Origin of the sequence: Streptomyces sp. BK340 (genome assembly GCF_007827595.1) — a bacterium.
GTDB lineage: Bacteria > Actinomycetota > Actinomycetes > Streptomycetales > Streptomycetaceae > Streptomyces.
On the sequence record NZ_VISR01000003.1, the window covers coordinates 585488 to 611313 of the forward strand.

20 protein-coding genes and 3 pseudogenes are annotated in these 25826 nt (G+C 70.9%); 8 read left to right on the forward strand and 15 right to left on the reverse strand.

The window, feature by feature from the left end; all coding sequences use genetic code 11:
* Positions 1-235: 235 nt before the first annotated feature.
* Positions 236-367: a hypothetical protein gene (locus tag FB157_RS48265; RefSeq protein WP_385169457.1), complete on the forward strand. Its 132-nt coding sequence runs from the start codon at positions 236-238 to the stop codon at positions 365-367.
* 13 nt (positions 368-380) lie between these two features.
* On the opposite strand, the gene FB157_RS09225 is transcribed toward FB157_RS48265, so the two are convergent.
* The 7 genes from FB157_RS09225 to FB157_RS09255 form a co-directional block, all read right to left on the reverse strand.
* Positions 381-2558, reverse strand: coding sequence for a discoidin domain-containing protein (locus tag FB157_RS09225; RefSeq protein ID WP_145877773.1), 2178 nt, complete (start codon positions 2556-2558; stop codon positions 381-383).
* Between the two features lie 56 nt (positions 2559-2614).
* Entirely contained in the window at positions 2615-4222 is a 1608-nt protein-coding gene (locus FB157_RS09230; protein ID WP_145877776.1) for a glycoside hydrolase family 13 protein, read from the reverse strand.
* 33 nt (positions 4223-4255) lie between these two features.
* On the reverse strand, positions 4256-5131 hold the full coding sequence (locus FB157_RS09235; protein WP_145877778.1) for a carbohydrate ABC transporter permease: 876 nt from the start codon (positions 5129-5131) through the stop codon (positions 4256-4258).
* Entirely contained in the window at positions 5128-6081 is a 954-nt protein-coding gene (locus FB157_RS09240) for a carbohydrate ABC transporter permease (RefSeq protein WP_145877780.1), read from the reverse strand. The genes FB157_RS09235 and FB157_RS09240 overlap by 4 nt, the downstream gene beginning before the upstream one ends.
* Before the next feature lie 5 nt (positions 6082-6086).
* Positions 6087-7439 carry an ABC transporter substrate-binding protein gene (locus FB157_RS09245; protein WP_145877781.1) on the reverse strand — a complete coding sequence of 451 codons (1353 nt, stop codon included), beginning with the start codon at positions 7437-7439 and terminating at the stop codon, positions 6087-6089.
* Positions 7440-7549: 110 nt separating this feature from the next.
* A complete protein-coding gene (locus FB157_RS09250; RefSeq protein WP_186581420.1) occupies positions 7550-8548 on the reverse strand; it encodes a LacI family DNA-binding transcriptional regulator in 999 nt (332 codons plus the stop codon).
* Between the two features lie 140 nt (positions 8549-8688).
* Complete coding sequence (locus FB157_RS09255; RefSeq protein WP_145877783.1) at positions 8689-9360, reverse strand: hypothetical protein; 672 nt, start codon at positions 9358-9360, stop codon at positions 8689-8691.
* A 237-nt stretch (positions 9361-9597) separates the two neighbouring features.
* Between FB157_RS09255 and FB157_RS09260 the strand changes: the two genes are divergently transcribed.
* The 3 genes from FB157_RS09260 to FB157_RS09270 all read left to right on the forward strand — a co-directional run bounded on the left by FB157_RS09260 (position 9598) and on the right by FB157_RS09270 (position 11338).
* A complete protein-coding gene (locus tag FB157_RS09260; RefSeq protein WP_145877785.1) occupies positions 9598-10254 on the forward strand; it encodes a helix-turn-helix transcriptional regulator in 657 nt (218 codons plus the stop codon).
* A 32-nt stretch (positions 10255-10286) separates the two neighbouring features.
* Positions 10287-10832, forward strand: a complete 546-nt coding sequence (locus FB157_RS09265; RefSeq protein WP_145877944.1) for a toxin-antitoxin system, toxin component — start codon at positions 10287-10289, stop codon at positions 10830-10832.
* Between the two features lie 278 nt (positions 10833-11110).
* Positions 11111-11338 (forward strand): hypothetical protein, encoded by a 228-nt coding sequence (locus FB157_RS09270; protein WP_145877786.1) that lies wholly within the window; start codon positions 11111-11113, stop codon positions 11336-11338.
* A 25-nt stretch (positions 11339-11363) separates the two neighbouring features.
* Here FB157_RS09270 and FB157_RS09275 read toward each other — a convergent pair whose 3' ends face one another.
* Both FB157_RS09275 and FB157_RS09280 read right to left on the reverse strand, forming a co-directional pair.
* Positions 11364-12044 (reverse strand): 4'-phosphopantetheinyl transferase, encoded by a 681-nt coding sequence (locus FB157_RS09275; RefSeq protein WP_145877788.1) that lies wholly within the window; start codon positions 12042-12044, stop codon positions 11364-11366.
* Positions 11992-12897: a metallophosphoesterase gene (locus tag FB157_RS09280; RefSeq protein WP_145877790.1), complete on the reverse strand. Its 906-nt coding sequence runs from the start codon at positions 12895-12897 to the stop codon at positions 11992-11994. Before FB157_RS09280 ends, FB157_RS09275 begins: the two co-directional genes overlap by 53 nt.
* A 270-nt stretch (positions 12898-13167) precedes the next feature.
* On the opposite strand from FB157_RS09280, the gene FB157_RS09285 reads away from it, so the two are divergent.
* Positions 13168-14301, forward strand: coding sequence for an ATP-grasp domain-containing protein (locus FB157_RS09285; protein WP_145877791.1), 1134 nt, complete (start codon positions 13168-13170; stop codon positions 14299-14301).
* A gap of 135 nt (positions 14302-14436) precedes the next feature.
* Positions 14437-16125 carry a carbohydrate binding domain-containing protein gene (locus FB157_RS09290; RefSeq protein ID WP_145877793.1) on the forward strand — a complete coding sequence of 563 codons (1689 nt, stop codon included), beginning with the start codon at positions 14437-14439 and terminating at the stop codon, positions 16123-16125.
* 242 nt (positions 16126-16367) lie between these two features.
* Here the strand turns inward: FB157_RS09290 and FB157_RS09295 are convergent, their stop codons facing one another.
* Genes FB157_RS09295 through FB157_RS09310 form a run of 4 tightly spaced genes read right to left on the reverse strand, consistent with a single transcriptional unit; the run spans position 16368 to position 22806 of the window.
* The gene (locus FB157_RS09295; RefSeq protein WP_145877795.1) at positions 16368-17618 is read right to left on the reverse strand and encodes an alpha-L-fucosidase; all 1251 of its coding nucleotides are present in this window, start codon (positions 17616-17618) and stop codon (positions 16368-16370) included.
* Positions 17619-17621: 3 nt separating this feature from the next.
* The gene (locus FB157_RS09300) at positions 17622-20675 is read right to left on the reverse strand and encodes a glycoside hydrolase family 38 C-terminal domain-containing protein (RefSeq protein WP_145877796.1); all 3054 of its coding nucleotides are present in this window, start codon (positions 20673-20675) and stop codon (positions 17622-17624) included.
* A gap of 32 nt (positions 20676-20707) precedes the next feature.
* Positions 20708-22045 (reverse strand): 6-phospho-beta-glucosidase, encoded by a 1338-nt coding sequence (locus FB157_RS09305; RefSeq protein WP_145877798.1) that lies wholly within the window; start codon positions 22043-22045, stop codon positions 20708-20710.
* The gene (locus FB157_RS09310; protein WP_145877945.1) at positions 22042-22806 is read right to left on the reverse strand and encodes a DeoR/GlpR family DNA-binding transcription regulator; all 765 of its coding nucleotides are present in this window, start codon (positions 22804-22806) and stop codon (positions 22042-22044) included. The genes FB157_RS09305 and FB157_RS09310 overlap by 4 nt, the downstream gene beginning before the upstream one ends.
* A gap of 132 nt (positions 22807-22938) precedes the next feature.
* Between FB157_RS09310 and FB157_RS09315 the strand changes: the two are divergent.
* Together FB157_RS09315 and FB157_RS09320 are read left to right on the forward strand one after the other, a co-directional pair.
* A pseudogene (locus tag FB157_RS09315) lies at positions 22939-24399 on the forward strand (PHP domain-containing protein); the annotation flags it as partial.
* Positions 24399-25241 (forward strand): hypothetical protein, encoded by an 843-nt coding sequence (locus FB157_RS09320; protein WP_145877800.1) that lies wholly within the window; start codon positions 24399-24401, stop codon positions 25239-25241. The pseudogene FB157_RS09315 and the gene FB157_RS09320, both read left to right, overlap by 1 nt.
* A gap of 4 nt (positions 25242-25245) precedes the next feature.
* Here FB157_RS09320 and FB157_RS09325 read toward each other — a convergent pair.
* A pseudogene (locus tag FB157_RS09325) lies at positions 25246-25563 on the reverse strand (MaoC/PaaZ C-terminal domain-containing protein); the annotation flags it as partial.
* Positions 25559-25774 (reverse strand): annotated as a pseudogene (locus FB157_RS09330) (p-hydroxycinnamoyl-CoA synthetase); the annotation flags it as partial. The pseudogenes FB157_RS09325 and FB157_RS09330, both read right to left, overlap by 5 nt.
* Positions 25775-25826 lie beyond the last annotated feature (52 nt).

Genomic DNA, 25826 nt, shown 5'->3' on the forward strand with positions numbered 1-25826 from the left:
GAGAGCGAGCTTGCCGGGACGTCCGGATCCGGATCACCGAGGTCTGACAACGTTGTCCAACCGTGGAGATGAGGTGCCTGGAGTGCGAGCGCTTCGATGGCGCCCTGGGGCTGCGGACGCCCGGGGACGCAGGGGAACTCCTCGCGAAGCTAGCCATAAGGCAGGGGCATGTCAACGACTGGTGCGGGCAAGCCCCTTGAGCGCGAGCCCGGGGAGACCCGGCGGACCGGTCCGCGTGGCGGACGTTCCGGACGGCGCCCCGGACCGCCGGGACCCGGTCCTCGCGGCGGAGGAGCGGGCCGCGGGCGACACGATGACGGTCTGTGTGGTCCGGTGCCGGGGCGCTCACCTGGTGGCGGAGCTGTGATGCTCGGGCCGGGTCAGGGCGTGAGGTAGGCCTCCACCTCGCTGAACTGCCCGGCCGGCCAGCCCGTGTTGGCGCTGACGCTCAGGCGCAGGTAGCGCAGGCTGGTGCCGCCGGGCAGGGTGACGGTGGCCGTGTTGCCGGTGGCCGGGTCGAAGCGGTAGCCCTGGGAGCCGGCCACGGTGGAGTAGTTCGAGCCGTCGGTGCTGCCGAGCACCGTGATGGTCTGGGTGCGGGCGCCCCAGGCCGGGGACGGGGGCAGCTTCAGCACCAGCCGGCGGACCGCGTAGGAGGAGCCGAGGTCGACCGTCCAGGACTGCGGGAAGGCGTTGTTGGTGGACTCCCAATAGCTGTTGGCGTCTGCGTCGACCGCCTTGCCCGGGGTGTAGACGTCCTGGGAGCCGGTCGCGGTGGCCGGGCGGCCCTTGGCGAGGTTGCGGTTCGGGTCCGGGTCGGGGTTGCCCTGACCCGGCTGGGGCCAGGTGGAGCAGTCGGGCCAGGTGCTGGACCAGCCGGAGTTGCCGCCGCCGTCGGTGAGTGCGAAGGAGCCGGAGTTCGCCGGGTAGGGGCAGTTGTAGATGCCTGCGGCGCCGACCTGGGTGGCGGTGACGTTGCGGAAGGCGGCCGCGCCCTGCGCCTCGGCCTGGACGACGACCGTGCCCGTGTTCCGCACGGTCGCTCCGGTCACGTTGACGTTCCGGACCGGGTAGCCCTGCCCGCCGCCGGAGACGAACTCGAAGGCGCTGTAGGGACTGTCGGTGATCGTCGTGTTGGTGATGTCGACCGTGGCGTTGATCGCGCTGTCGTAGGAGTCGACGCGCAGGGCGCCCATCGGATGGTTCCAGTTGGGGTTCATGGCGCCGGCGCGGACGAGGGTGTTGCCGTCGACGGTGATGGTGCCGGACAGGGGGTGGAAGGGGTCGAGGAACTTCTGGTTGGAGATCGCGATGCCGCTGCCGAGGGCGTTGGTGTCGGAGATCAGGTTGTTCTTCACCGCGATGTCGGTGCCGCCGTAGATCGCGATGCCGTTGGCCAGGTTGGGCTGCGAGACCGTGTTGTTCTCGAAGCTGGAGTTCGTGTCCGGGGAGTACAGCGACCACATGGCGAGCGCGTCGTCGCCCTGGTTGCGCAGGAAGTTGTTGCTGACGCGGACGCCCTTGGCGGTGCCGTTGAGGTTGAGGCCGTCGGCGGTGGTGTCGAGGATGCGGTTGTTCTCGACGACCAGGTTGTCATTGTTGCCCATCAGCCAGAGGCCGACCTTCATGTGCTGGATCCACATGCCGGAGACCGAACTGCCCGGTCCCAGAGTGCCGTTGACGAAGTTGTCCGGGCTGGAGTCGACGCGCTCGGTGACCTCGCCGATCACCGCGAAGTCCTTGATGTGCACGCCTCCGGAGGAGCTGGACTGGTCGATGAACCGGGAGGTGTGCACGACCGAGTACCAGCTGCCCGCACCCTGCAGGGTCACGTTCTGGACCCCGCCCAGCGAGGAGGTGATCCGGTAGTCGCCCGGCGGGATCCACACCACCCCGCCCTGGGCCGCCGCGATGGCGTCCCGGAAGGCCTGGGTGGAGTCGCCGTTGCCGCTGGGGTCGGCGCCCTTGGACACGACGGACACCGAACCTGCGGGCTGGGCGGCGGCGGCCGCGACCTGCTCGAAGTCGGCGACGTCCACGGTGACCTGGGTACCGGTCGACTCGAAGGCGATCCTGTCGCCCGCCTGGACGTTCTGCCCCAGCAGCAGCCGGGCGTCGTCGAAGAAGTGGTGGGTCTTCGCGCCCGGGATCCAGCCGGTGTCGATGTAGGAGTACTTCGACGTCACCGGGAGCGTCCTGGCGATCCTGGTGCCGTTGACGTACACGTCGAGCGAACCGGACTGCCCGTCCGGGACGCTGTAGGCGACGTTCACGGCGTTGGACGCACGCGGCACGGTGAACTCCACCCGCTGCCCGGAGGTGAGCCGTACGGCCTGCCGTCCGGAGGCCTCCGAGGCTAGGGTGCCCTGCGTGTAGTCGGGGCCGATCTTCGTACCGGTGGTGCTCGCCGACTCGGCCTCGACGGAGGTGAAGGGGAGCGTGGCGCCCGAAGCCGCTCGGGCGGCGGGGGCCACGGCGACGAGCATGCCGACGGCCAGGGCGACGACCGCCCCGATGGCTGGCATGCGCCTGACATGTCCGGCGGTACTCCTGTGCATGTGCTCATCCCTTCGTGGTGGGGGTGCGTGGGACAGCAAGGGGTGCCGGGGGCGGCTCAGGCGCGCAGCCAGGCCGCCGTGTCCTGCGGGAGCCGGCCCCGGTCGTCCAGCGGGCCGCTGCCGAGCAGGAGTTCGCAGTGCGCGGGCAGTTCGGCGGGTGCGGCGGCGAGGTTCACGACGCACGTCACGCCCTTCGCGCGGGAGAAGGCGAGCACGCCTTCGGGGGCGGGCAGCCAGGTCAGGGGTCCGTCGCCGAAGACCGGCCGGGTGGCGAGGGCCTCGCGGTAGAGGGTCAGCATGGAGGACGCGTTCCGCTGCTGACGGTCGACCGCGTACGACGGCCAGTCTGCCGGTTGCGGCAGCCACGGCTCCTCGCGTGAACCGAATCCCGCGTACGGCGCGTCGGCCGTCCAGGGCAGCGGCACCCGGCAGCCGTCGCGGCCCGGGTCGGCCCCGTGCGACCGGAAGTACATCGGATCCTGGATGCGGCCGACCGGGATCTCGGCCTCCGGCAGGCCCAGCTCCTCCCCCTGGTACAGGTACACCGCCCCGGGCAGCGCCAGCGACAGCAGTGCCGCGGCCCGGGCCCGGCGGGTGCCGAGCGCCAGGTCCGTCGGGGTGCCGAAGGCCTTGGTGGCGAAGTCGAAGGCGGTGTCCTCTCGGCCGTAGCGGGTGACCGTGCGCGTCACGTCGTGGTTGCACAGCACCCAGGTGGCCGGGGCGCCGACCGGGGCATGTTCGACGAGGGTGCTGTCGATGGCGGCGCGCAGCCGCTCGGCGTCCCAGGGGCAGGACAGGAAGGCGAAGTTGAAGGCGGTGTGGAGTTCGTCGGGGCGCAGGTAGCGGGCGAAGCGTTCGGGGTCGGGGAGCCAGACCTCGCCGACGAACACACCGCCGTAGACGTCGGCCACGGCCCGCCAGGAACGGTAGATGTCGTGGAGTTCGTCGCGGTCGACGAAGGGGTGCGGCTCGGGGTGCGCGGCGAGGTCGGGCAGGTCCGGGTCCTTGGCCGGCAGGGCCGCCGAGTCGATGCGCACGCCGGCCACTCCGCGCTCGAACCAGAAGCGCAGGATGTCCTCGTGCTCCTGGCGGACCGCCGGGTGGGCCCAGTTGAGGTCGGGCTGCTCGGGAGTGAACAGGTGCAGATACCAGTCGCCGTCGGGCAGCCGGGTCCAGACGGGTTCGGTGGAGCCGGCGAACTGCGAAGGCCAGTCGTTGGGCGGGAGTTCGCCGTGCGGGCCGCGTCCGGGCCGGAAGTGGAACAGCTCGCGCTCGGGGCTGCCGGGCCCTGCGGCGAGGGCGGCCCGGAACCAGGGGTGCTGGTCGGAGACGTGGTTGGGCACGATGTCGACGATGGTACGGAGGCCCAGCTCGCGTGCCTCGGAGATGAGCTTCTCGGCCTCGGCGAGGGTGCCGAAGGCCGGGTCGATCGCCCGGTAGTCGGCGACGTCGTAGCCGCCGTCCTTCATGGGTGACAGGTACCAGGGGTTGAACCACAGTGCGTCGACGCCGAGTTCGGCCAGGTACGGCAGTCTCGCGCGGACCCCGGCGAGGTCTCCGGTGCCGTCGCCGTCGCCGTCCGCGAAGCTGCGGACGTACACCTGGTAGATGACGGCCGAGCGCCACCAGCCGTGGTCCGTCGTGGCATGGGTGGGCTGTCCCACTGGGCTTGCCTTTCTGTAGACGGGGCCGCTGTCTCAGCCCTTGGTGCTGCCCGCGCTGATCCCGGCGATGATGTGCCTCTGGAAGACGAGGAACAGCGCCACCATCGGGACACCCGCGATCACCATCGCGGCGATGAGCACGGTGAGCTGGATGTTCTGCGACAGCTGGACGAGGGCCACGCTGATCGGCTGCTTGTCGGTGTCGGAGAAGACCATCAGCGGCCACAGGAAGTCCTGCCAGACCGCGACCAGCGCGAAGATCGACACCACGCCGAGGACCGGCCGGGACATGGGCAGCACGACCGACCACAGGATCCGCAGCTTCCCCGCGCCGTCGATCTCGGCGGCCTCCAGGACATCGCGCGGCAGCTGGTCGAAGAACCGCTTCAGCAGATAGAGGTTGAAGGCGTTGGCGACGGCCGGCAGCCAGATGGCGAGGGGGTCGTCGAGCAGGCTGGTGTGGATCAGCGGGAGGTCGGCGACGGTCAGGTACTTGGGTACGACCAGTGCCTGGGCCGGGACCATGAGGGTGGCGAGGATGCCGCCGAGGATCACCTTGCCGAAGGCGGGCCGCAGCTTGGACAGGGCGTAGGCGGCGGCCGTGCAGAACACCAGCTGGCAGGCCCAGGCGCCGGCCGCCTGCACCACCGTGTTCCACAGGTGCTGCGGCAGCTGCATCAGGTCCCAGGCGTCGGTGTAGCCGGCGGTGTGCCAGTGCTGCGGGATCAGCGTCGGCGGGGTCCGGGCCACCTCGTCAGGGGACTTCGCCGCACCGGTCACCATCCAGTAGACCGGGAAGAGGAAGGCGAGCGCGAAGAGCAGGACGACGCCGGTGAACACGGTCCAGTAGACGGCCCTGCCGCGGGGGCGGGCGAGCGTGGCCGGGGAGATCAGGGTCCGGGTGCTCATGCGTCCCCCTCGGTTCGGGTGAGCCGCAGATAGCCGGCGGAGAAGGCGCCGAGCAGCACGAGGAGCATCACGCTGAGCGCGCATGCGCCGCCGAAGTCGTTGTAGAGGAAGGCGTACTTGTAGATGAGGTAGAGGACGGTGACCGTGGCGTTCTCCGGTCCGCCGCCCGTGATGACGAACGGCTCGGTGAACACCTGCATGGTGGCGATGATCTGCAGGAGCATCAGCATCAGGATGACGAACCGGGTCTGCGGGACCGTCACGTGCCGGATGCGCTGGAGCAGGTTCGCGCCGTCGAGTTCGGCGGCCTCGTACAGCTCGCCCGGGATGGACTGCAGGGCGGCCAGGTAGATGAGGACGGTGCCGCCCATGTTGGCCCAGGTGGCCACGATCACCAGGGAGATCAGCGCGGTGTCGGTGCCGTTGGTCCAGTTCGAGGTGGGCAGGTGCAGGAAGCGCAGCGTCTCGTTGGCGAGGCCGGCTCCGGGGTCGTAGAACCACTTCCACAGCAGGGCGCTGACCACCGGCGGGATCATCACCGGCAGGTAGACCACGACCCGGAAGAAGGCCTTCGCGTGCCGCAGCTCGTTGAGGACGAGGGCGAGGACGAAGGGGACGGCGAAGCCGATCAGCAGGGCCAGCAGCGTGAAGGTGAGGGTGTTGCGCCAGGCCGCCGTGAACTCGGGGTCGTGCCAGACGCGGGTGAAGTTGGCGGTACCGGCCCACTCGGGCGAGGAGCCGGGCGTGTACGTCTGGAAGGCGATGACGACCGCGCGGATCGCCGGGTACCAGGAGAACAGCGCGAAGCAGATCAGGCCGCCGAGCAGGAAGGCATAGGCGCGGGCCTGGTCGGCGAGGCGGCGCCGCCCCCGGCCCCCTGCCGGGGACGGCGCCTGCACCGGCTGGACGGCGGGCTCCTCGACCGGGCGCCGCTCGGCCGTCTTCGTCATGGCGGTCAGCTCCGGGCCAGAATGCTGTCGATCTTGCCGGACGCGTCCTTGAGCAGGTGGTCGACGTCCGCGTCCTTCTTGGTGAGGACGGCGGAGACGACGCCGTCGAGGACGGAGTAGATCTGCTGGGCGTCCGGCGGCTCGATCTTCATCCGCAGCTGCTGGTTGCCGTCGAGGAAGGCCTGGTAGTTCTCCACCGGGACGTTGGCGTTGGCCTTCTTGACCTGCTGGTCCTTGGCGTCGGCGGCGCCGGTGAACAGGCGTGGCTCGGGCAGGCCGACGGGTGCGTCGTTCTTCTTGGCGCGGGCGTAGTCGCCGAGGAAGCCGGATCCCGGGGTGAGGAACATGTGGTCGAGCCACTTCAGGCCGGCGCGGATCTGGGCGGGTGTGTCCTTCTTGTTGAACATGTAGCCGTCGCCGCCGATGAGGGTGCCCTTGCCGCCGGGCATGGGGGCGAGGGCGAGGTCCTTGTAGTCGCCGCCCTTCTCCTTGACCAGGATCGGGATGTTGTCGGGGGCGCTGAGGTACATGCCGAGCTTGCCCGAACCCATCATCTGCTGCACGTCGTTGATGACGAGGAGCTGCTTGCTGCCCATCGAGTCGTCCGTCCACCGCATGTCATGCAGGTTCTGCAGGACGGCGTGGCCCTCGGGGGTGTCGACGGTGGCCTTCTTGCCGTCGGCGCCGACGACGTCGCCGCCCTGCGAGTACAGCTCGGCGGTGAAGTGCCAGCCGCCCTGGTTCTGTGCGCTGTAGTCGGCGTATCCGACGGTGCCGTCGCCGAGGGCGGCGATCCTCCTGGCGTCGGCGCGGACCTCGTCCCAGGTCGCCGGGGGCTTGTCGGGGTCGAGTCCGGCCTTCTCGAAGAGCTTGCGGTTGTAGATCAGCCCCATGCTGTAGCCGGTACGGGGTATGCCGTAGACCTTGCCGTCCACGGTGTAGATGTCCCGCAGCTGCCTCTGGATGGTGTCGTAGCTCCTGAGTTCCTTGAGGTACGGCGTGAGGTCGGCGGCCTGGTCGATGTCGACGACGTGGCCGGCGTCGGTGAAGTACGTGTAGAAGACGTCCTCCATCTGGCCGCCGGCGAGCTTGGCGTCGAACGTCTTCGGGTCCTGGCAGGGGAAGGCGTCGTGTGCGACGACCTCGATGTCCGGGTTCTGCTTCTCGAACGAGGCGATGTCCTGCTCGAAGAACCGCCGGTCGACCTTGGCGCTCTTGGGCGGCTCGCAGTTGACCGTGATGCGGGTCCTGCCGCCCGCCGCGCCGTCGTCGCCCGACCCGCAGGCGGACGCGGCGAGAGCGAGGGAGGAACAGACGCCGATCGCGGCGAGGGTACGGCGGAACCCGGTGCTTCTCATCGGTGGACCCCTCAAGGCAGGAGCGGTGGGCGCCGCACACTCAAGCACCGACGACATCGGACCGCAAGATGTCGCGCAGAATTTGAAATTATTCGACAGACGGGTGGATGTCAGGAACGACGCACCTGCGCGGTCGACCCGCGGACCACCAGTTCCGGTTCGAACAGCAGCTCCTCCGCCGGTACGGCCGTCCCGCCGATCTGCGCGTTCAGCAACTCGACCGCCGCCCGGCCCATGGCCTCGATGGGCTGGCGGACGGTGGTCAGCGGGGGTTCGGTGCAGTTCATGAACGCCGAGTCGTCGTAACCGACCACGGAGACCTGGGACGGGACGTCGAGCCCCTTGCGGCGGGCCGCCCTGATCGCACCGAGCGCGAGCGGGTCGCTCGCACAGACGATGCCCGTGACGCCCTGGTCGATCAGCCGGGAGGCCGCCGCGTGGCCGCCCTCGACGGAGAACATGGCCCGGGCGACGAAGGCGTCCGGCAGGTCACCCGCGAACGCCCGCGCCGCCGCCAGCTTCCGCGCCGACGGCACATGGTCCCCGGGCCCGAGCACGAGACCGATCCGCTCGTGCCCGAGGGAGGCCAGATGCCGCCAGGCCTGCTCGACGGCGACGGCGTCGTCGCAGGACACACCCGGGAAGCCGAGGTGCTCGATGGCCGCGTTGACCAGCACGACCGGGATGTTGCGGTCGGCGAGCAGCCGGTAGTGGTCGTGCGGGGCGTCGGCCTGCGCGTACAGACCGCCGGCGAAGACGACGCCGGATACCTGCTGCTGCAGCAGCAGCTCCACGTAGTCCGCCTCCGAGACCCCGCCCTTGGTCTGTGTGCACAGCACCGGAGTGAGCCCCAGCTGCGCGAGGGCACCTCCGATGACCTCCGCGAACGCCGGGAAGATGGGGTTCTGCAGCTCCGGCAGGACCAGGCCGACGAGACGGGCGCGTTCGCCGCGCAGCTGGGTGGGGCGCTCGTAGCCGAGGACGTCGAGGGCCGTCAGCACCGCCTGCCGGGTGGCTTCGGAGACGCCGGGCTTGCCGTTGAGCACCCGGCTGACCGTGGCCTCGCTGACCCCGACCTTCTTCGCCACTTCCGCAAGTCGTCGCGTCATGCGCGCAAGAGTAGCGCAAGTTACGCAAGCCGTTTGCGTTGACGATGCATGGGATGTCACAGGGCGGACATGGAGTGCCGTCGGGCGGAGGGGGATTCCGGCCCGGCCCCGTCGGCGACCTGAACGCCGACGGAGCCGGGTCAGTCCTCGGGGTCGGGAACGACCACCAGATGGGTGCCCGCACCGCGCGCCCGGCGCGGCCGGCGCGATGCCGCGGCCGGGCGGCGGGCGTCACGCAGGACCATGGTCAGGCGGGCGCAGCCGATCTCCTGGAGCGTCCGGGGCGTCTCCTCGACGATCCGGCACTCGGTCGGGCCTCGCCGCGGATCGGGGTGGACGAGCAGGCGTACGGCACCGTCGAGCTGTGTCCCGGCCTCGCCGACGGCACGGATCCAGTGCGGCAGACCCTGCCGGTAGGCGGCCTCCATGATCGGGTCCTGGGCGATGTCCCGGCGCACCGCCTGGAGTTCGTGGTCGTGGCCGTGGCGCTCGACGGCGGTCTTGAAGTGGGCCAGCATCGGCAGGCACCAGCCCGCCTCGTGATCGCCGAGGATCTCGGCGGCGTCGGGGTGGAACAGGACGAACCGCAGGAAGTTGCCCCCGGGCATGGCCGTCGGATGAGGGCGCACGCCCCGAAAGAGTGTCTCGAACGCGCCGTTGGCCAGCACCACGTTCCAGCGGTGGTCGACGACCAGGGACGGGAGCGGAACAGCCTCCAGAAGCGTGGCGTAGTCCTGTAGGTACGCCTGGACCTCGAAGCCCTCGGGGACGGGCGGCGGCGCCGGCCACTGCCCTCCTGCCTGATGTGCCATCGGGAGGTCACCCCTCTTGCCTCTGCGGCCTTCACGCGGCGAAGCGATCCTGCTGCTCCGACGAGAGCCATGTCAACTATCGTGGCATTTCATGTCGGTTGACGGCTGAAATTCGCCACAGTTGTGGCGAGACCTGGCTGCGAGTTCGACGCACCCGCTACTCTCCGGGAAGTTCACGACAACCGCTTGTGAGAAGCGACGTACCTCAAGCCCTCGAGAGACGTAGGAGTTCTGTCGGTGACGGATGGCCACGAGGATCCGGGCGCCACGGAGACCGCTCAGCTGCCGGCCGTCGTCGCCCGCGTCACCGCACTCGCCGACCGGCTCGGCGTGCCCCACGCCGAGGTCTTCGACGTCGGGCGGCTCTCCGTCGCCTGCGGTGTCCCGGAACCGGTGGTCAAGGCCCTGCTCAGCGGCCGCCCGGCGGGCGAGCCGGACGTACAGGCCCGCTTTCTTCAGCGCCTGGACCTGCTGCGCCGCACCCGGCTGAAGACGAACGGCCGCAAGTACACCCAGCAGGAGATCGCCGACGGCGCGGGCATGTCCCGGCAGCAGGCCGGCGCGCTCATCAACGGCGACCGGCGGCCCACCATGGAGCACTGCGACGCCTTGCAGCGGTTCTTCCGGGTGCACGCCGGCTTCCTCACCGCGGAGGACCCCGAGGCCCTCGCGGGCGCGCTGCAGCGCACCGAGCAGGACCTGCTGCAGAAGCTCGCCGACCGGGAGCGGGCCGCGGCCGAGGCACCGGACGATCCGCTGGAGCGGCTGCTGCAGGACCACGGGGTGCGCGGGATCGCCTGGCGGGCGGCGCAACTGCCCACCGACCAGCACCGGGACAAGGTCGCGGAGTGGCTGGACATGCTGCTGGAGAGCGTCAAGCGGCCCGAGTCGTGAACCAGGGGAGGACTGTGGGCATCGGCAGGGACATGCGCCGGTTGTGCGCCGAGCTGGTCGGGGACCTCACCCTGCCCGCGCCGGCCCCGCCGCACGAGCTGTACGGCGCGCTGTGCGACACGATGAGCCGCCGCCGCGGCCGCCCCGTCCACTTCCGTACGGCCGCCTTCCCGCCCGGTACGGCCAGCGGGCTGTGGCTGGACATGGCCGATCGCGACCTGGTCGTCGTCGAGCAACGCACCGCGCCCGCACACCAGTTGGTCATCCTCGGTCACGAGCTGTGGCACATGCAGGCCGACCACTGCGGCCATCACCTCGACCATGCCGGAATCGGCGTCGCGACCCGGCTGCTGAGCGACGACACCGACCAGGCCGCGCTGCAGGCCACGATCCACCGCGTCGCCGCCCGCACCCGCTTCGACCAGTCGGAGGAGCTCGAAGCCGAGACCTTCGGCCTCCTCCTCGCCAGCAAGTGCCGCACCTGGCTGTCCGGTTCGGCCCTGCGCGGCCCGGGCCGCCGGGACGACGTGGCCGGCCGCATCGAGGCGTCACTCGGATACCCGGGACCACAGGGCTGACCCGCCCGGCACCCCGCCGCGAACCCCACGCCGCACCGCGTTCGCCCGGCCCCGGCCCGGTGCGCAGCCGTACCGCCCGGGAACGGTCGCGGCGGGCCGGCCACCCCTGCATCCAGGGGATTCCGGTGGCGTTTCACCTCGGCTGAGCGGGCGAAACGAGGCAGAGCCGAACGGCGTTGTCAGTGGTGGACGGCAAGCTGGAGGTGTGCGCCGTACGACTGCGGTGCACGGCGCCGCAGGGCGCGCGACCGTGACGCCGAACCGGGGAGAGCCGACCGATGCCCACCGCCGTACTGACCGACCGTGAGCGCACCGCCGTACAGGCCTATCTGAGGCTGCTGCACACCGTCCGCGCCGCCTTCGACGGCGCCGTGGACGGCGGCCGGCCCGTCATGGTGCCGCCCGCCGTGCTCGCCGAGGCGGACGGGGCCCTGGCCCGGGCGGGACTCGCGGGCAACGAGGAGGAGTTCTTCAGGCTGCTGCGCCACTGGTGCCCACCCGAGTGAACGGGGCGACGGGTGGCCGTCCGGTTCAGCGGTGCGGGACGGTCACCGTCGTCAGCACGAGACCGTCCGACACCAGCCAGCGGCCGTCGAACCCGGTCAGGCGTACGCCGTCCACCTCCGGCCCCGGGACGAGGAGCCGCGCGTGGAAGCGGCCGCGCGTGCCGGGTCCGGGTTCGGTGACCAGCTCGATGTCGGCCTCGGAGAAGTCCAGCCAGGCGCGGGCGAGGGGGAACCACGCCTTGTAGACGGACTCCTTGGCGCTGAACAGCACCCGGCCCCAGTGCACCCCGGGCCGGCCGGAGCACAGCTGACGGTGGCGGTCCTGCTCGGCGGGCAGGGCGATGCTCTCGAACACACCCTCCGGCAGTGGTCCGTGGACCTCGGCGTCGATCCCCAGGGAGGCCAGATCCGCGGCGCGGACCAGTGCGGCGGCCCGGTATCCGTCGCAGTGGGTCATGCTGCCGAGCAGCCCGGCCGGCCAGCGGGGCGCACCGCGCTCGCCGGGCAGCACGGGCTGCGGCGGCACGCCGAGCTTCTCCATGGCACGCCGGGCACAGACCCGTACGGCGGCGAACTCCCGGCGGCGCTTGGTCACCGCCCGTTCCACGAGCCGGCGCTCCTCCGGGTACAGCGAGCTCTCCTGGTCCTCGTGGTCACCGAACGCTTCCACGGCCACCACCGACTCCGGGAGCAGCTCCTCGATCACCGGGTTCGACCTCCATCGGCAGGATGCGGCGCGGCTGCCCCGGGGGTACCGAGCGCTTGCGCCATTCACGGGGGTATCCCACGGACACCTCTTCGAAGCGGACACCCTCGTGCCAGGTGGTCCGCGGGATGTGCAGGTGTCCGTAGACCATGGTCTCGACCCGGAACCGGCGGTGCCAGTCGGCGGTGAGGGCGGTGCCGCACCACATGGCGAACTCCGGGTGCCAGAGCACGTCCATCGGGTGCCGGTCGAGCGGATAGTGGCCGGCGAGGACGGTGGGCAGGGCCGCGGGCAGCTCGGCGAGCCTGCGCTCGGTCTCGGCGACGCGGGCCCGGCACCAGTCCTCGCGGGTCGGATAGGGATCGGGGTGGAGCAGGTACTCGTCGTTGCAGACGATGCCGGTGCTCTCCGCGTAGGCCAGCCCCTCCTCCTTCGTGGCGCAGCCGGCCGGCAGGAAGGAGTAGTCGTACAGCAGGAACAGCGGGGCGACGACGACCGGGCCGCCCGGACCGTGCCAGACCGGGTACGGGTCCTCGGGCGTGGTCACGCCCAGTTCGCGGCAGAGGGCGACGAGATGCTCGTACCGGGCCACGCCGCGCAGGGTGACGGTGTCCCTCGGATGGGTCCACAGGTCGTGGTTGCCCGGCGCCCACAGGACCTTGCGGAAGCGGCCCGCGAGGGTGGCGAGCGTCCAGCGGATGTCCTCGACGGTCTCCGCGATGTCCCCGGCCACGATCAGCCAGTCGTCGTCCGTCCCGGGCCGCATGCGCTCGACGAGCGCGCGGTTCTCCGGATAGGAGATGTGCAGGTCACTGATGGCCAGCAGCTGTCCGGCCCCGGCCGTCGACTCCACCCCGCACCCCTTCCGATCATCCTGTCCGCACCACGACAACACATTTCACCGGCCGGGGACAAGGGGATCCCGAGCCGGTCGGGTCCCGCTGGACGGGCGCTGGAAATCCGTAACATCCGCGTTGCACGCCGGGGCTCTTGAAAGCCGTATGATCGCCCCGACGCCAGCGCCCTAATCCCCCTTCACTCAGGGCCGTTTGGTGACCCTTCCTCCCTCCTGCCCGGGCACGGGCCGCTGAGCCCTGCCCGAAAACCCTGAAAGGCGGCCTGCATGCTCTCTCGCGTACGCGTCTGGCTCAACCGCACGTACGCGGAGAACGTGTTCTTCATGGATCAGCTGCGGAGAAATCCCAGCGACCGCGCGGTCGAGATCCATGCCACGCACGGGGACGCCGACTCCCCCGTGCTGGCCGCCGCCGACACCGCCGACCTGGAGCCGGAGGGCCTGTCCCCGGCGGCGTACGTCGAGTACGCCCTCGACCAGTGCGCGCGGCGCGGCATCGACGTGTTCGTGCCCCGGCTGCACCAGGCGGCGATCGTGGCGCACCGCGCCGATTTCGCGGCGGTGGGCACGGCGCTGCTGGCGCCGACCCCCGAGGCGGTGGCCGTGTTCGAGGACAAGGCGACCGCGTACGAGGCGGTCCGCTCGGTCGGTGTGCCGGTACCGCCGTGGTGGCGGGTGCGTACGGCAGACGAACTCGTCGCCGCGGTCGAGGAGTTGGAGGCGGCAGGGCACAGGGCGTGCTTCAAGCCGGCCGTCGGCGCGGGTGGGGTCGGTTTCCGCGTGATCACGCGCGCCCCCTTCTCCCTCATGCACCTCAACGGCTTCCCCGGCCCGCACGTCCAGCTGGATCTGGTCGTCGAAGCACTGGAGCGGGCCGAGGAGGACGTGGACTGGCTGGTGATGCCGCGCCTGGAGCAGCCGGAGGTGTCCGTCGACTGCCTGACCGGTCCGGACAACCGGATCCGGATGGCCGTGGGCCGCACCAAGAACGGCCGCCGCCGGGGCTTCACGCTGCACGAGCAGTGGCTGCAGCCGGCCCGGCTGATCGCTGAGGGCTTCGGGCTGCACTACCTGTCCAACATCCAGTTCCGCATGTTCGGCGACCGTCCGGTGCTGCTGGACGTCAACACGAGGCCCGCGGGTGGGCTGCACCAGCTGTCGCTCTGCGGGGTGAACGCTCCTTGGGCGGCCGTCCAGTTGGCGCTGGGCGAGGAGCCGGGCGTGGTCGAGCCGCCGTTCCTGGGGCAGGACTACACGGTGGTGTCAGGGCCGCGCCCGTTGCGGCCGGTGTCGCTGCCGCAGCAGAGGGCGGAGGAGGCGGAGGTCCTGTTGCCGGCGGTACCGACGCCCGCTCCCCAGGTCAGCACGGAGGCCGGCGCACCCGCCACCGCCCCCGCATGACATCGACACCCACACCGGTCTGGACCAATCTGAGTTCATCCCCTTGACACCCCGATTGGTCCATACCAACTTGGTTGGCGCACCCCCCACTCCCCTGCACACTCCCGAACACCCCATTCCCCACAGGGAGATCGCGTGCGCCACACACTCAGACGTTCCAGACGTCGGCTCCTCGCCCTCCTCGGCACCGCCGCCCTCGCGCTCGGCGGCGCCGTCGCCCTCCCCGGCACCGCTCAGGCCGCCAACATCCTCACCAACCCCGGCTTCGAGTCGGGCAGCCTCTCCCCCTGGAGCTGCACCGGCAACCTCGGCTCGGTCGTCTCCTCCCCCGTACACGGCGGTTCCAGGGCCCTGCAGGGCGCGGTGACCTCGAGCGACAACGCGCAGTGCAGCCAGACCGTCGCGGTCCAGCCGAACACGACGTACAGCCTCAGCGGGTGGGTCCGCGGCTCGTACGTGTACCTCGGCGTCAACGGCGGCGCCTCCACCTGGACGACGTCCCCGTCCGCCTACAGCCAGCTCAGTGTCTCGTTCACGACCGGTGCATCGCAGACCAGCGCCACCATCTATGTGCACGGCTGGTACGCACAGGGCACCTACTACGCCGACGACATCAGCCTGGACGGGCCGGGCGGCGGCGGAGGCGGCGGGGACACCCAGGCGCCGACCGCGCCCAGCGGGCTCACCTCGACCGGCAAGACCTCGTCGAGCGTGTCGCTCCGGTGGAACGCCTCCTCGGACAACGTGGGCGTGACGGCCTACGACATCTACAGCGGCTCCAACCAGGTGCTCAGCGTGTCCGGCACGTCCGCCACGGTCGGCGGGCTGTCGCCGAGCACGGCCTACACCTTCACGGTCAAGGCGCGGGACGCGGCCGGGAACACCTCGGGGGCCTCCAACTCCCTATCCGTCACCACGGACGCGGGCAGCGGCGGCGGCACCGGCTTCAAGCAGGCTGCGCCGTACCTGTACGAGGGCTGGGGCGATCCGCCGAACCCGAGCACGGTGATGAGCGCGACCGGCGTCAAGTGGTTCACGATGGCGTTCGTGCTGGACTCGGGCGGCTGCACCCCGGCCTGGGACGGCAGCCGGGCGCTGACCGGAGGTGTCGACCAGACCGCCATCAACCAGATCCGCTCGGCGGGCGGTGACATCGTCCCGTCGTTCGGCGGCTGGCAGGGCAGCAAGCTGGGCGCCAACTGCTCCTCGTCGAGCGCGCTCGCCGGGGCCATCCAGAAGGTGATCGACGCCTACTCGCTCAAGGCGATCGACATGGACATCGAGAACACGGACGAGTTCGAGAACGAGGCCGTCCAGGCGAAGATCCTCACCGCACTGAAGACGGTCAAGGCCAACAACCCCGGCCTGAAGACCATCGTCACCTTCGGCACCTCGACCACCGGCCCGACCTACTACGGCAACCGGCTGATCGAGCAGGCGCAGTCGCTCGGCGCCGGCATCGACGTCTTCACGATCATGCCGTTCGACTTCGGCGGCGGCTCCGACATGTACGGCAACACGGTCAACGCGGCCGAGGGGCTGAAGAACAAGCTGAAGTCCACCTTCGGCTGGGACGACGCGACCGCCTACTCCCACATCGGCATCTCCGGCATGAACGGCCTGTCCGACCAGCAGGAGAACACCACGCCGGCGATCTGGACCCAGATCCGCGACTGGGCGAACTCGCACCACATCGCCCGGCTCGCGTACTGGGCGGTCAACCGCGACCGGCCGTGCCCCGGCGGTGGCGTGGTGAGCAACTGCTCCGGCATCAGCCAGAACACCTGGCAGTTCACCTCGATCACGGCCGGGTTCACCGGCTGAGCACGGCACCGGAACGACCCGGATCCCCCGGCTCCCGAGCCGGGGGATTTTTTTCCGCCCGGGGGTGTATCAGGCGGCGACCTGCCCGCTCTACATACAGGAACGGGGAACACGGGGGATCGGAAACACGGGGGATCAACGGGGGAAGCACCAACGGGGGATCGGGTCGGTCGGTCGCAGTCACGGGGGGCGACCGGCCGACCCGATGCACATGTCCCGGGGCCGAAGCGGGTGCACCGCCGTCAGGAGCGGCCCGCTCCCCGGTAGAGCTCCAGCTCACCGTCCAGTTCCACCGCGAGCACCGTGGCGTGCGGGTCGAGGTCGGCGGGCGCGGGCGGCTCGATCCACAGCACTCCGGGCGCCTCGTGCAGACCGCCGGTGACCCGGTGGGCCAGCTCCCTGCCGCTGCCGAGCACACTGACCCGGCGCACCCTGCAGAGCAGCCCGCGTACGTTGATCTCGGCGCGCGGAGCGTCGAACAGCACCAGATACAGGGTGCGGAGGTCCCCGCACAGGGTGCTCGGACCGTAGTGGTGCCCGGCCGGCAGTCCCCGCACGGTCCCGTATACCGCCTCCGCGTGTCCGCGGATCCAGTCGCCGAGCCCCTCCAGGCGTTCGGCCTGCTCGGCCGGGATCGTCCCGTCCTCCCGCGGGCCGACGTCGAGCAGCAGGTTGCCACCGCCGCCGATGGTCTCCGTGAAGTACCGGATCAGCTGGTCGAGCGACTTGTGGTTGTGGTCGTGGTGCCGGAAACCCCAGGAGTCGTTGACCGTCAGGCACAGCTCCCAGGGCCCGTCCGGCGGAACCACCGGGGCGCCCTGCTCGGGCGTGGCGTAGTCGCCCTCGCCGAGCATGCGGGCGTTGAAGACGACGTCCGGCGTGTACGAGCGGATCAGCGCGGCGAGTTCGGGGATGCGCCACTGCTCCTCGCTGCGTTCCCACTCGCCGTCGAACCACATCAGGTCGGGCCGGTAGCGGGAGGCCAGCTCCGTGATCTGGCCGTCCCGGTAGGCGATGAACCGCTCCCAGGCCGCCAGGTCCTCGAACTCGGCCGCGACCTCGGAGTACCGGTTGTCCTCCTGCTCCGGCGGCCGGCCCGGTCTGCGCGTGGAGGCGTAGTCGGGGTGGCTCCAGTCGGAGTGGGAGTAGTAGAGGCCGACCTTCAGGCCCTGTTCGCGCAGGGCCTCGGCGTACGGCCCGATGAGGTCGCGGCCCAGGCCGAGGCCGCCGTGCGCGGTGTCCCACAGGGCGACGCCGTCGTGGTGCCGGCTGGTCAGCACGGCGTACCGGGCACCCGCGCGGGCGAACAGGGCCGCCCAGTCGCGTGGTTCGTAGCGCGCGGCGGTGAACCGGCCGAGCTGGGACATGTACCGGTCGTACGGCACGATGCCGTCGTAGAACGACCAGGACTCCTGGACGCCGTCGACGGCGTAGATGCCCCAGTGGACGAAGATCCCCAACTTGGCATCGGTGAACCAGGGTTGCACGGCCATGGGTCAGCCCACCTCGGCGCGCCGCAGCCGCAGGGTCAGGATCTGGAAGGGCCGCAGGGCGACGCGGACCCCGCCGTCGTCCCGCACGACGGCGTCCTCCAGGGGCCGCTCCAGCAGGTCGGTGACGTGGGCGCCCGCGAGCGGGAATCCGGTGCGCAGCACACCGCGCGCCCGCCCGCCCCGGGACTCGTAGAGCCGTACGACGACGTCACCGGAGCGGTCGTCGGCGAGCTTGACCGCCTCGACCGTCACGCCCTCGCCGGCCACCGAGACGACCGGCTCCGGCGCGCCCGCCGCGTCCGCCACCCGCAGCGGGAGGTTGAGCGCGTAGCCCTCGGCGACCGCGTCCGCGATGTCCGCGCCGGGCAGCAGGGAGTAGGTGAACCGGTGCCGGCCCTGGTCGGCGCCCGGGTCCGGGACGCGCGGGGCGCGCACCAGGCTCAGGCGGACCGTGGTGGTCGTACTGCCGTCCTCGCGGACCGTGCGGGAGACGTCGTGGCCGTACGTCGAGTCGTTGAGGACCGCGACGCCGTAGCCGGGCTCGGCGATGTGCACCCAGCGGTGGCCGGAGACCTCGAAACGGGCCGCCTCCCAGCTGGTGTTGGTGTGGGTGGGACGCTGGACGTGGCCGAACTGGATCTCTGCCGAGGAGTGCGGGGCGCGGACGTCCACCGGGAAGGCGGCCTTGAGGATCTTCTCGGTCTCGTGCCAGTCGATGTCCGTCTCGATGTCGATCCGGGGACTGCCCGCGCGCACGGTGAGGGTCTGGGTGATCTTCGAGCCCTTGCCGAAGGAGCGCGTGACGCGGATCGCGCCGACGAGCGGGCCGCCCTCGACCACGGTGACGGAGTCGGCGTCCAGGAGGTCCGTGTACCGGTTCCTGTAGTGCTTGTCGATGTCCCAGGCGTCCCAGTAGTTGGGCAGGTCGGTGTGGAGGCGCAGGAGGTTGCCCGGCTCGGCGAGAACCTCGCGGTCCGCCCGCAGGTCGTACACGGACGACAGCGTTCCGTCTTCCGCCACCGCCACCCGGACCAGACCGTTGCCGAGGACGCGGCCGCTGACTGTGACCGGCTGCGGGGGTTGCGTGTCCGCGAGGGGCGCGCTGCCGTTCGCGGGCACGCGCACGTACGCCGGCGCCCCCCCGGGCGTGCGGACCACCTCGGCACGGTCGTACGGGCTGGTGTTGAACACACGTGTCCCGCCGGTGCCGAGCGCGGCCACCGCCTCGGCGGTCAGCTCCTCCAGCTCCCCCGCCACGCGGGCGTACTCGGCCTCCGCCTCGCGGTGCACCCAGGCGATGGACGAGCCGGGCAGGATGTCGTGGAACTGGTGCAGCAGGACCGTCTTCCAGAGGCGGTCGAGCTTCTCGTACGGGTAGGTGTAGCCCGGAGCGTGCAGCGCGGCCGTGGTCGCCCACAACTCGGCCTCGCGCAGCCGGTGTTCGCTGCGCCGGTTGCCCTGCTTGGTGCGGGCCTGGGAGGTGTAGGTGGCGCGGTGCAGCTCCAGGTACAGCTCGCCGACCCAGACCGGGGCGTCGGGGTACTCGGCGCGGGCCTTCGCGAAGAACGCGTCGGGGTGTTCGATCTCGACCTTCGGGGAACCCTCCAGGTCCCTCAGCCGCCGGGCCCGCTCCATGATCTCGCGGGTGGGGCCGCCACCGCCGTCGCCCCAGCCGAAGGGGGCCAGGGAGCGCGTGGCGCCGCCCTTCTCGCTGTAGTTACGGACCGCGCGGGCCATCTCCTCGCCGCTGAAGCGTGCGTTGTAGGTGTCGACCGGCGGGAAGTGGGTGAAGATCCGGGTGCCGTCGATTCCCTCCCACCAGAAGGTGTGGTGGGGGAACTTGTTGGTCTGGTTCCAGGAGATCTTCTGGGTCAGGAACCAGTCGTTGCCGGCGAGCCTGGCCAGCTGCGGGTAGGCGGCGGTGTAGCCGAAGGAGTCGGGCAGCCACACGCCCTTGGTCTCCACGCCGAAGTGCTCCATGAAGAAGCGCTTGCCGTGGACGAGCTGGCGGGCGAGGGCCTCGCCGCCGGGCAGATTGCCGTCGGCCTCCACCCACATGCCGCCGACCGGTGCCCACTGGCCCTTCTTGACGGACTCCTGGATGCGGGCCCACACCTGCGGGTAGTTGTCACGCACCCACTCGTACTGCTGGGCCTGCGAGCAGGCGAAGACGAACTCCTCGTACTCGTCGGCCAGGGCGGTCACGTTGGAGAAGGTGCGGGACGTCTTGCGCCTGGTCTCGCGGATCGGCCACAGCCATGCCGAGTCGATGTGGGCGTGGCCGACTCCGGAGATGAGGTGCGCACTCGCGTTCGCGGGCTTGGACAGGGCCGGCCCCAGCGCCTCGCGCACGGCGGTGGCCGAGCCGGAGACGTCGTCCAGGTCGAGGAGGTCCATGGCCCGGTCGAGTGCGTGCATGATCTCGTGCCGGCGCGGGTCGTGCTCGCCCAGCTGCAGCATCAGTTCGCTCAGCACCTGGACGTCGAGGTCGAGGTGCCAGACCTCCTCGTCGAGGACGGCGATGTCGGCGCGGCGGAAGGTGTACAGGGGACGGTCGCCCGCCGTGAGGACATCGCCGAGCGGGGTCGGGCCCGCGAAGTCATTGGCGAGGATGTCCGGGTTCGAGGCCGCCTCGACCAGGTAGTCCACCGTCTCACCGCCCGCCGCCGGACTGGCGATCGGCACGTACTGGTTGAGCGGGTTGACGGCCTTCAGCGGCGTGCCGTTCGTCAGATGGACGAGCGCCTCGGCCTGGTTGCCCGGCCAGTCGCCCACGAAGCCGAGGTCGATGACGGCCTCGACGCGCCGGCCCGCGAATCCGGCGGGCACCCGGCCGCGCATCCGGAACCAGGTCGTGCCCCAGGGCGGTCCCCACGGGGTGTCCGGCGCGAAGGGCTCGTACGGCGCGGCCGCGGCCTCCTCGAAGGAGACCGGCTCTCCCGGTGCCTGCCAGGACTCCACTTCGAGGGGAACGGTGGCCGCGTAGATCGCGGGCTTGATGCGCTGGTGGTGGAGCCGCTCCACGCGCTCCTCGATCCGGCGGCGTTCATCGTGCATGGAAGTCTCCAGGAAGCGGGGAGGGAAAGCGCTTACCCAAGATACGCCAGGCCCGGATGGACCTGGGTGTAGCCCTCGACCAGCCTGCGGGCCACGTTCACGGAGTCGACCAACGGGTGCAGCGCGAACGCCTTCACGGCCGTGGCGCGCGAACCCGACTCGGCGGCGGCGAGCACCTCGCGCTCGACCGCCTTGACCGCGCACACCAGACCGGCGGCGTGGCCGGGCAGCGGATCGACGGCGACCGGGTGGGCCCCGTTGGCGTCGACCAGGCACGGCACCTCGATGACGGCGTCCGGGTCGAGGACCGACAGGGTGCCCTGGTTGCGGACGTTGAGGATCAGGGTGGTGCGCTCGTCCCGGGCGATGGCCCGCATCAGGGCGAGGGCCACCTTCTCGTAGCCGCCGGAGAGGTCGTCGGCGTCGCGTTCACCGGCACCGGCCGTCTCCCGGGCCTCGGCCATGTAGGTCGCCTCGCGTTCGGCGCGGGTGCGGTCCCAGGCGTCGAGGGCGGAGACGTCCGCGCGCCGGGCCTCCTCGTAGAACCGCGCCTGCTGGTCGCGCAGGAAGGCGCCGCGGGTCTGCTCGGCCTGCTGGTAGGCGCGTACGGCCTCACGGCTGAAGTAGTAGTAGTGCAGGTACTCGTTGGGGATCGCGCCGAGGGACCGCAGCCAGTCGGTGCCGAAGAGCTTGCCCTCCTCGAAGGAGCCGAGCAGACCGGGGTCGGCGAGCAGGCGCGGGAGTTCGTCGCGGCCCGCGATGCGCAGGCCGCGTACCCAGCCGAGGTGGTTGAGGCCGGCGTAGTCGATCCACGCCTCGTTCGGGTCGGCGCCGAGGACCCGGGCGATACGGCGGCCGAGGCCGACCGGCGAGTCACAGATACCGATGACCCGGTCGCCGAGGTGCCGGGACATGGCCTCGGTGACCAGTCCCGCCGGGTTGGTGAAGTTGATGACCCAGGCGTCGGGCGCCAGGCGGGCCACCCGCTGCGCGATGTCGACGGCGACCGGCACCGTCCGCAGACCGTAGGCGATCCCGCCGGCACCGACCGTCTCCTGGCCGAGGACGCCCTCCGCGAGGGCCACCCGCTCGTCGTTCGCCCTGCCCTCCAGGCCGCCGACGCGGATCGCGGAGAAGACGAAGTCGGCGCCGCGCAGGGCCTCGTCGAGGTCGGTGGTGGCGGTCACGCGGGGGGCGTCGGCGACGGCCGACGCCTGTTCCTCCAGCACCCGGGTGACCGCGTACAGCCGGCTGTCGTCCAGGTCGTGCAGGACGACCTCGGTGACCCGCCCCTCGGCACGGTCGGTCAGCAGCGCCCCGTACACGAGCGGCACCCGGAATCCGCCGCCGCCCAGAATCGTCAGCTTCACGTCTGCACCCTTCCCGCCAGGACCACTTCGACGCCCGCCTCCGCCAGTGCGGAGCGGGTCACCGGGTCGACCGGCGCGTTCGTCACCACCACGTCCAGGTCCTCGGGACCGCAGACCTTCGCCATCCCCGTGCCCGGGAACTTCGCCGCGTCGGCGAGCAGCACGACCCGGTCACCCGCCTTGATCATGGCGCGCTTGACCGGCACCTCGACGACCGTCGTGTCCATCACCTGCCCGCCCGGGCGTACTCCGCTGGTGCCGAGGAAGAGCCAGTCGGCGTGCAGTTGGCGCAGGTTGTCCTCGGTGAGGAAGCCGACCAGGGAGCGGTACTCGCGGCGGACCATGCCGCCGAGCAGCACCAGTTCGATGCCCTCGTCGTCGGCCAGCTCCTCGTAGACCACCAGGTTGCTGGTGATCACGGTGAGTCTGCGGCCGTGCAGCTGGCGGGCGAGCCGGTAGGCGGTGGTGCCGATGTCGAGCAGCACCGACTGACCGTCCTCCACCATCGCCGCCGCACGCGCCGCTATGGCGTCCTTCTCGGCCACGCGCATCTCGGCGACCTCGGCGAAGGGCTGGTCGCCCTCCTCCGCGACCGCGCCGCCGTGCACCCGGGTGAGCAGGCCGTCCTCCTCCAGTTTGACCAGGTCGCGCCTGATCGTGGCGGGGCTGACGCCCAGCTGTTCGGAGAGGTCGGTCACGGCCGCGGGGCCGCCGGAGCGCAGGGCCCGCAGGATGAGTCGGTGTCGTCGTTCCGCCAGCACGGCATGAACACTACTCGTCATCTTCAATCAAATCCATGCACGCTTCTGCTCGGGTATTGACCAATCTCCCGCAGCGGCGCACGATTCCGTGCACCGAAATTGAACAGTTCTGACGAGCAGTTCCGACGACGAGCCGCTCGCCACGCAGCTTCGGCGGCGACGACCCGGTCCGCCGGGCCCGGCCCGCCTCGCGGGGCGCGGTCGCCTCCGCACCTCGCCCACCTCGTGGGCGACCACCACGTCCACTCCGTCTACAGCCACGACGCCAAGTACACGTTCTCGCAGCAGGCCCAGGCCGCCGCCAAGTACGGCCTGGACTGGATGGTGTTCAACGAGCACGCCAACTTCGGGCACGCCCGCTACGGCGCCGCGCTGGAACACCAGGAGATCCTCAAGGCCCGCGCCGAGAACCCGCGTCAGCTGGTCTTCCAGGGCCTGGAGTGGTACATCCCGGCCGCGGAGCACTGCACGGTGTTCGCCGCCCCCGGCCCCCACGAGGCCGACCTGCTCACCCGGTTCGAGCTGGCCTACGACGGCAAGCTGCTCGGCTACACCGACGGCGCCCCGGGCAGCCCCGACACCGCCCGCAACGAGGCCCATGCCGTCAAGGCCATCCAGTGGCTGGCCGAGCAGCGCCGGACCGGCTACGTCGACGACGTCCTGGTCCTCGCCAACCACGCTGCCTTCCCCGGTCGGCGCGACTCGACGTCGATCCGCGGCGAGTACGAGAACAAGCCGTCCGCCAACTCCTTCGCCGGCTACCCGGCCGACGCCTACCTCACGTACGGCGGCTTCGACTGGGCGACCGCGACGGTCGGCGGCCTGTGGGACTCGATGCTGGCCGAGGGCCGGCTGTTCTCGATCACCACCAACTCCGACAACCACCGGACCGTCTTCGACACCTGGAAGAACGGCGACTGGCAGCCCGGCCAGAACTTCGACAACACCGGCAGGCTGCCCGACCCCGTCGACACGGACACTCCGCAGCCCGGCAGCGACTTCTGGCCGGGAGAGTTCAGCCGCACCCATGTCGGTGTGACCCGCTACGGCTACCGCGCCGTGATGGCGGGCCTGCGCGCGGGCCGCGTCTGGCTGGACCACGGGCATCTGCTCGACGGACTCGACGTGCGGCTGAAGCGGGACTGCGACTTCGGGCGGGGCGTCACGCTGGGCGGACGGCTGCGTGTCCGCAGGGGTGAGAAGGTCACGCTGTATGTGACGGTGACCACCGCCTCCCGGGCCAACCCGCAGGGAATCCTGCCCGAGTTGGCGCACGTGGACGTGATCCGGGGTGCGGTGCGCGGCCCCCTCGCCGACCGCGACAGCTGGCAGGCGCCCGACACCAAGGTCGTCCGGAGCAAGGACGTCAGCGGTCGCAACGGGACGTACACCCTGCGCATCCCGCTGACCGCGGGCGACGAGTCCTTCTACGTGCGCCTGCGCGGCAGCGACGGCCACCGGCACGGCGCCGGATACCTCGGCGCGGCGATCGACCCGTACGGGCCGGTCACCCACGAGCCCGGAAACGGTGACCCGTGGGCCGATACGTGGTTCTATTCCAACCCCATCTTCGTCGACGTGGCAGGAGTCTGATGAGACGTCATCTCCTCACCCTCACCGCCTTATTGGGCACGCTGGCCCTCGGCGCCCCGAGCGCCTCCGCGGCCGAGGGCCCCCAGTGGACGCACACCGGGACGTCGTACACCGACACCCTCGGCGGCGGTCAGGGGCTCGCGAGCCGGGCGGACGGTTCGCTGCTGCACCGCGGTCTGCTGGACATCCCGCTGGACCTGCGGATCAAGGGCTGGAACCACGTGGGCGACCCGGACATCGCGCGCGGCTACGTCTTCGACGCCTACCAGGGCGCCGACTCGGCCACGTCGAAGATGTACGCGGTCACGACGCCCTCCGGGAAGCGGTACGACTACGTGCACCGGCTGGATCCCGGCGAGAGGGTGAACAACTCCTTCGCGACCGTCTCGCCCGACGGCCAGTGGCTGGTGTCGGGCGAGTGGGGCGACCAGAACCGGCTCCAGGTGTTCCCTGCGCCCCTGATCAACCCGGCCACGCCGGCCACCGGCGGCTCGCTGGCGCAGGCCGGGCAGATCAGCCTGGACAAGCCGGTACGGGACATCCAGGGCTGTGACTTCGTCACCGCCACCCGGCTGGTGTGTGCCTCGGACGACGCCTCCGGCACGCTCTTCCCGCAGAGCAGGCCGCTGCTCCGGGTCGACCTGCCGCACCCGCTGGACGGCAAGCCGGTCACCGGCACGGTGACCGGCCTCTTCGGGCTGGAGCAGAAGAGCGTGTGCACCGGCACGTTCGAGGCGGAGGGCGTCGACTACGACCCGGGCAGCGGCACGCTGCGGGCCGAGGTGATCCCGCCGGGCGTGTGCGCGATCGCGACGACCGTGTACGCGTACCGGCAGCAGTAACCGCTCACGCGTAGAAGCGGGAGAGACTCTGCAGGACGGCGGCGGGCTTCCCGCCGCCGTCGCTCTCCACCGTGCCGTCGACGGCGATCCGCACCCCGCCCGGCACCTCCTCGACGGAGGCGAGCCGCGCGGCGAGCCGGATGCGCGAGCCCGCCTTCACCGGAGCGGGGAAACGCACCCTGTTCAGCCCGTAGTTGACCTTCGTGGTCACGCCCTGGACGTCCCGCAGTTCGGTGAAGAGCGGGACGAACAGGGAGAGGGTGAGGTAGCCGTGGGCGATCGGGGCGCCGAACGGGCCCTTCTCGGCACGTTCGCGGTCCACAGTGCTCGCGCACCCGGGGCTTGAGCAGCTTTCGGGAGGCGGTGCGCGGAAGTTCGTCCGCGACCACCGGCGATTTGGGGATCTTGTACTTGGCGAGCCGGCCGGCCGGCGAGGCCGGCACCTCGTCCGGGTCGAGGTCCACGCCCGCCTCGGGGACGACGACCGCGCGGGGCACCTCGCCCCACCTGTCGTCCGGGACACCGATGACCGCGCGAACCCTCGCCGTCATCGGCGAAGTCCCCGTGCCGTGGGGCTCCGGCACG

Excerpts from the sequence above, each read along its gene's own strand:
- FB157_RS09225 (WP_145877773.1), bottom strand. The coding sequence starts at position 2,558 with ATGCACAGGAGTACCGCCGGACATGTCAGGCGCATGCCAGCCATCGGG.
- FB157_RS09235 (WP_145877778.1), bottom strand. The coding sequence starts at position 5,131 with ATGAGCACCCGGACCCTGATCTCCCCGGCCACGCTCGCCCGCCCCCGC.
- FB157_RS09240 (WP_145877780.1), bottom strand. The coding sequence starts at position 6,081 with ATGACGAAGACGGCCGAGCGGCGCCCGGTCGAGGAGCCCGCCGTCCAG.
- FB157_RS09245 (WP_145877781.1), bottom strand. The coding sequence starts at position 7,439 with ATGAGAAGCACCGGGTTCCGCCGTACCCTCGCCGCGATCGGCGTCTGT.
- FB157_RS09250 (WP_186581420.1), bottom strand. The coding sequence starts at position 8,548 with ATGACGCGACGACTTGCGGAAGTGGCGAAGAAGGTCGGGGTCAGCGAG.
- FB157_RS09255 (WP_145877783.1), bottom strand. The coding sequence starts at position 9,360 with ATGGCACATCAGGCAGGAGGGCAGTGGCCGGCGCCGCCGCCCGTCCCC.
- FB157_RS09265 (WP_145877944.1), top strand. The coding sequence starts at position 10,287 with ATGCGCCGGTTGTGCGCCGAGCTGGTCGGGGACCTCACCCTGCCCGCG.
- FB157_RS09270 (WP_145877786.1), top strand. The coding sequence starts at position 11,111 with ATGCCCACCGCCGTACTGACCGACCGTGAGCGCACCGCCGTACAGGCC.
- FB157_RS09285 (WP_145877791.1), top strand. The coding sequence starts at position 13,168 with ATGCTCTCTCGCGTACGCGTCTGGCTCAACCGCACGTACGCGGAGAAC.
- FB157_RS09295 (WP_145877795.1), bottom strand. The coding sequence starts at position 17,618 with ATGGCCGTGCAACCCTGGTTCACCGATGCCAAGTTGGGGATCTTCGTC.
- FB157_RS09300 (WP_145877796.1), bottom strand. The coding sequence starts at position 20,675 with ATGCACGATGAACGCCGCCGGATCGAGGAGCGCGTGGAGCGGCTCCAC.
- FB157_RS09320 (WP_145877800.1), top strand. The coding sequence starts at position 24,399 with ATGAGACGTCATCTCCTCACCCTCACCGCCTTATTGGGCACGCTGGCC.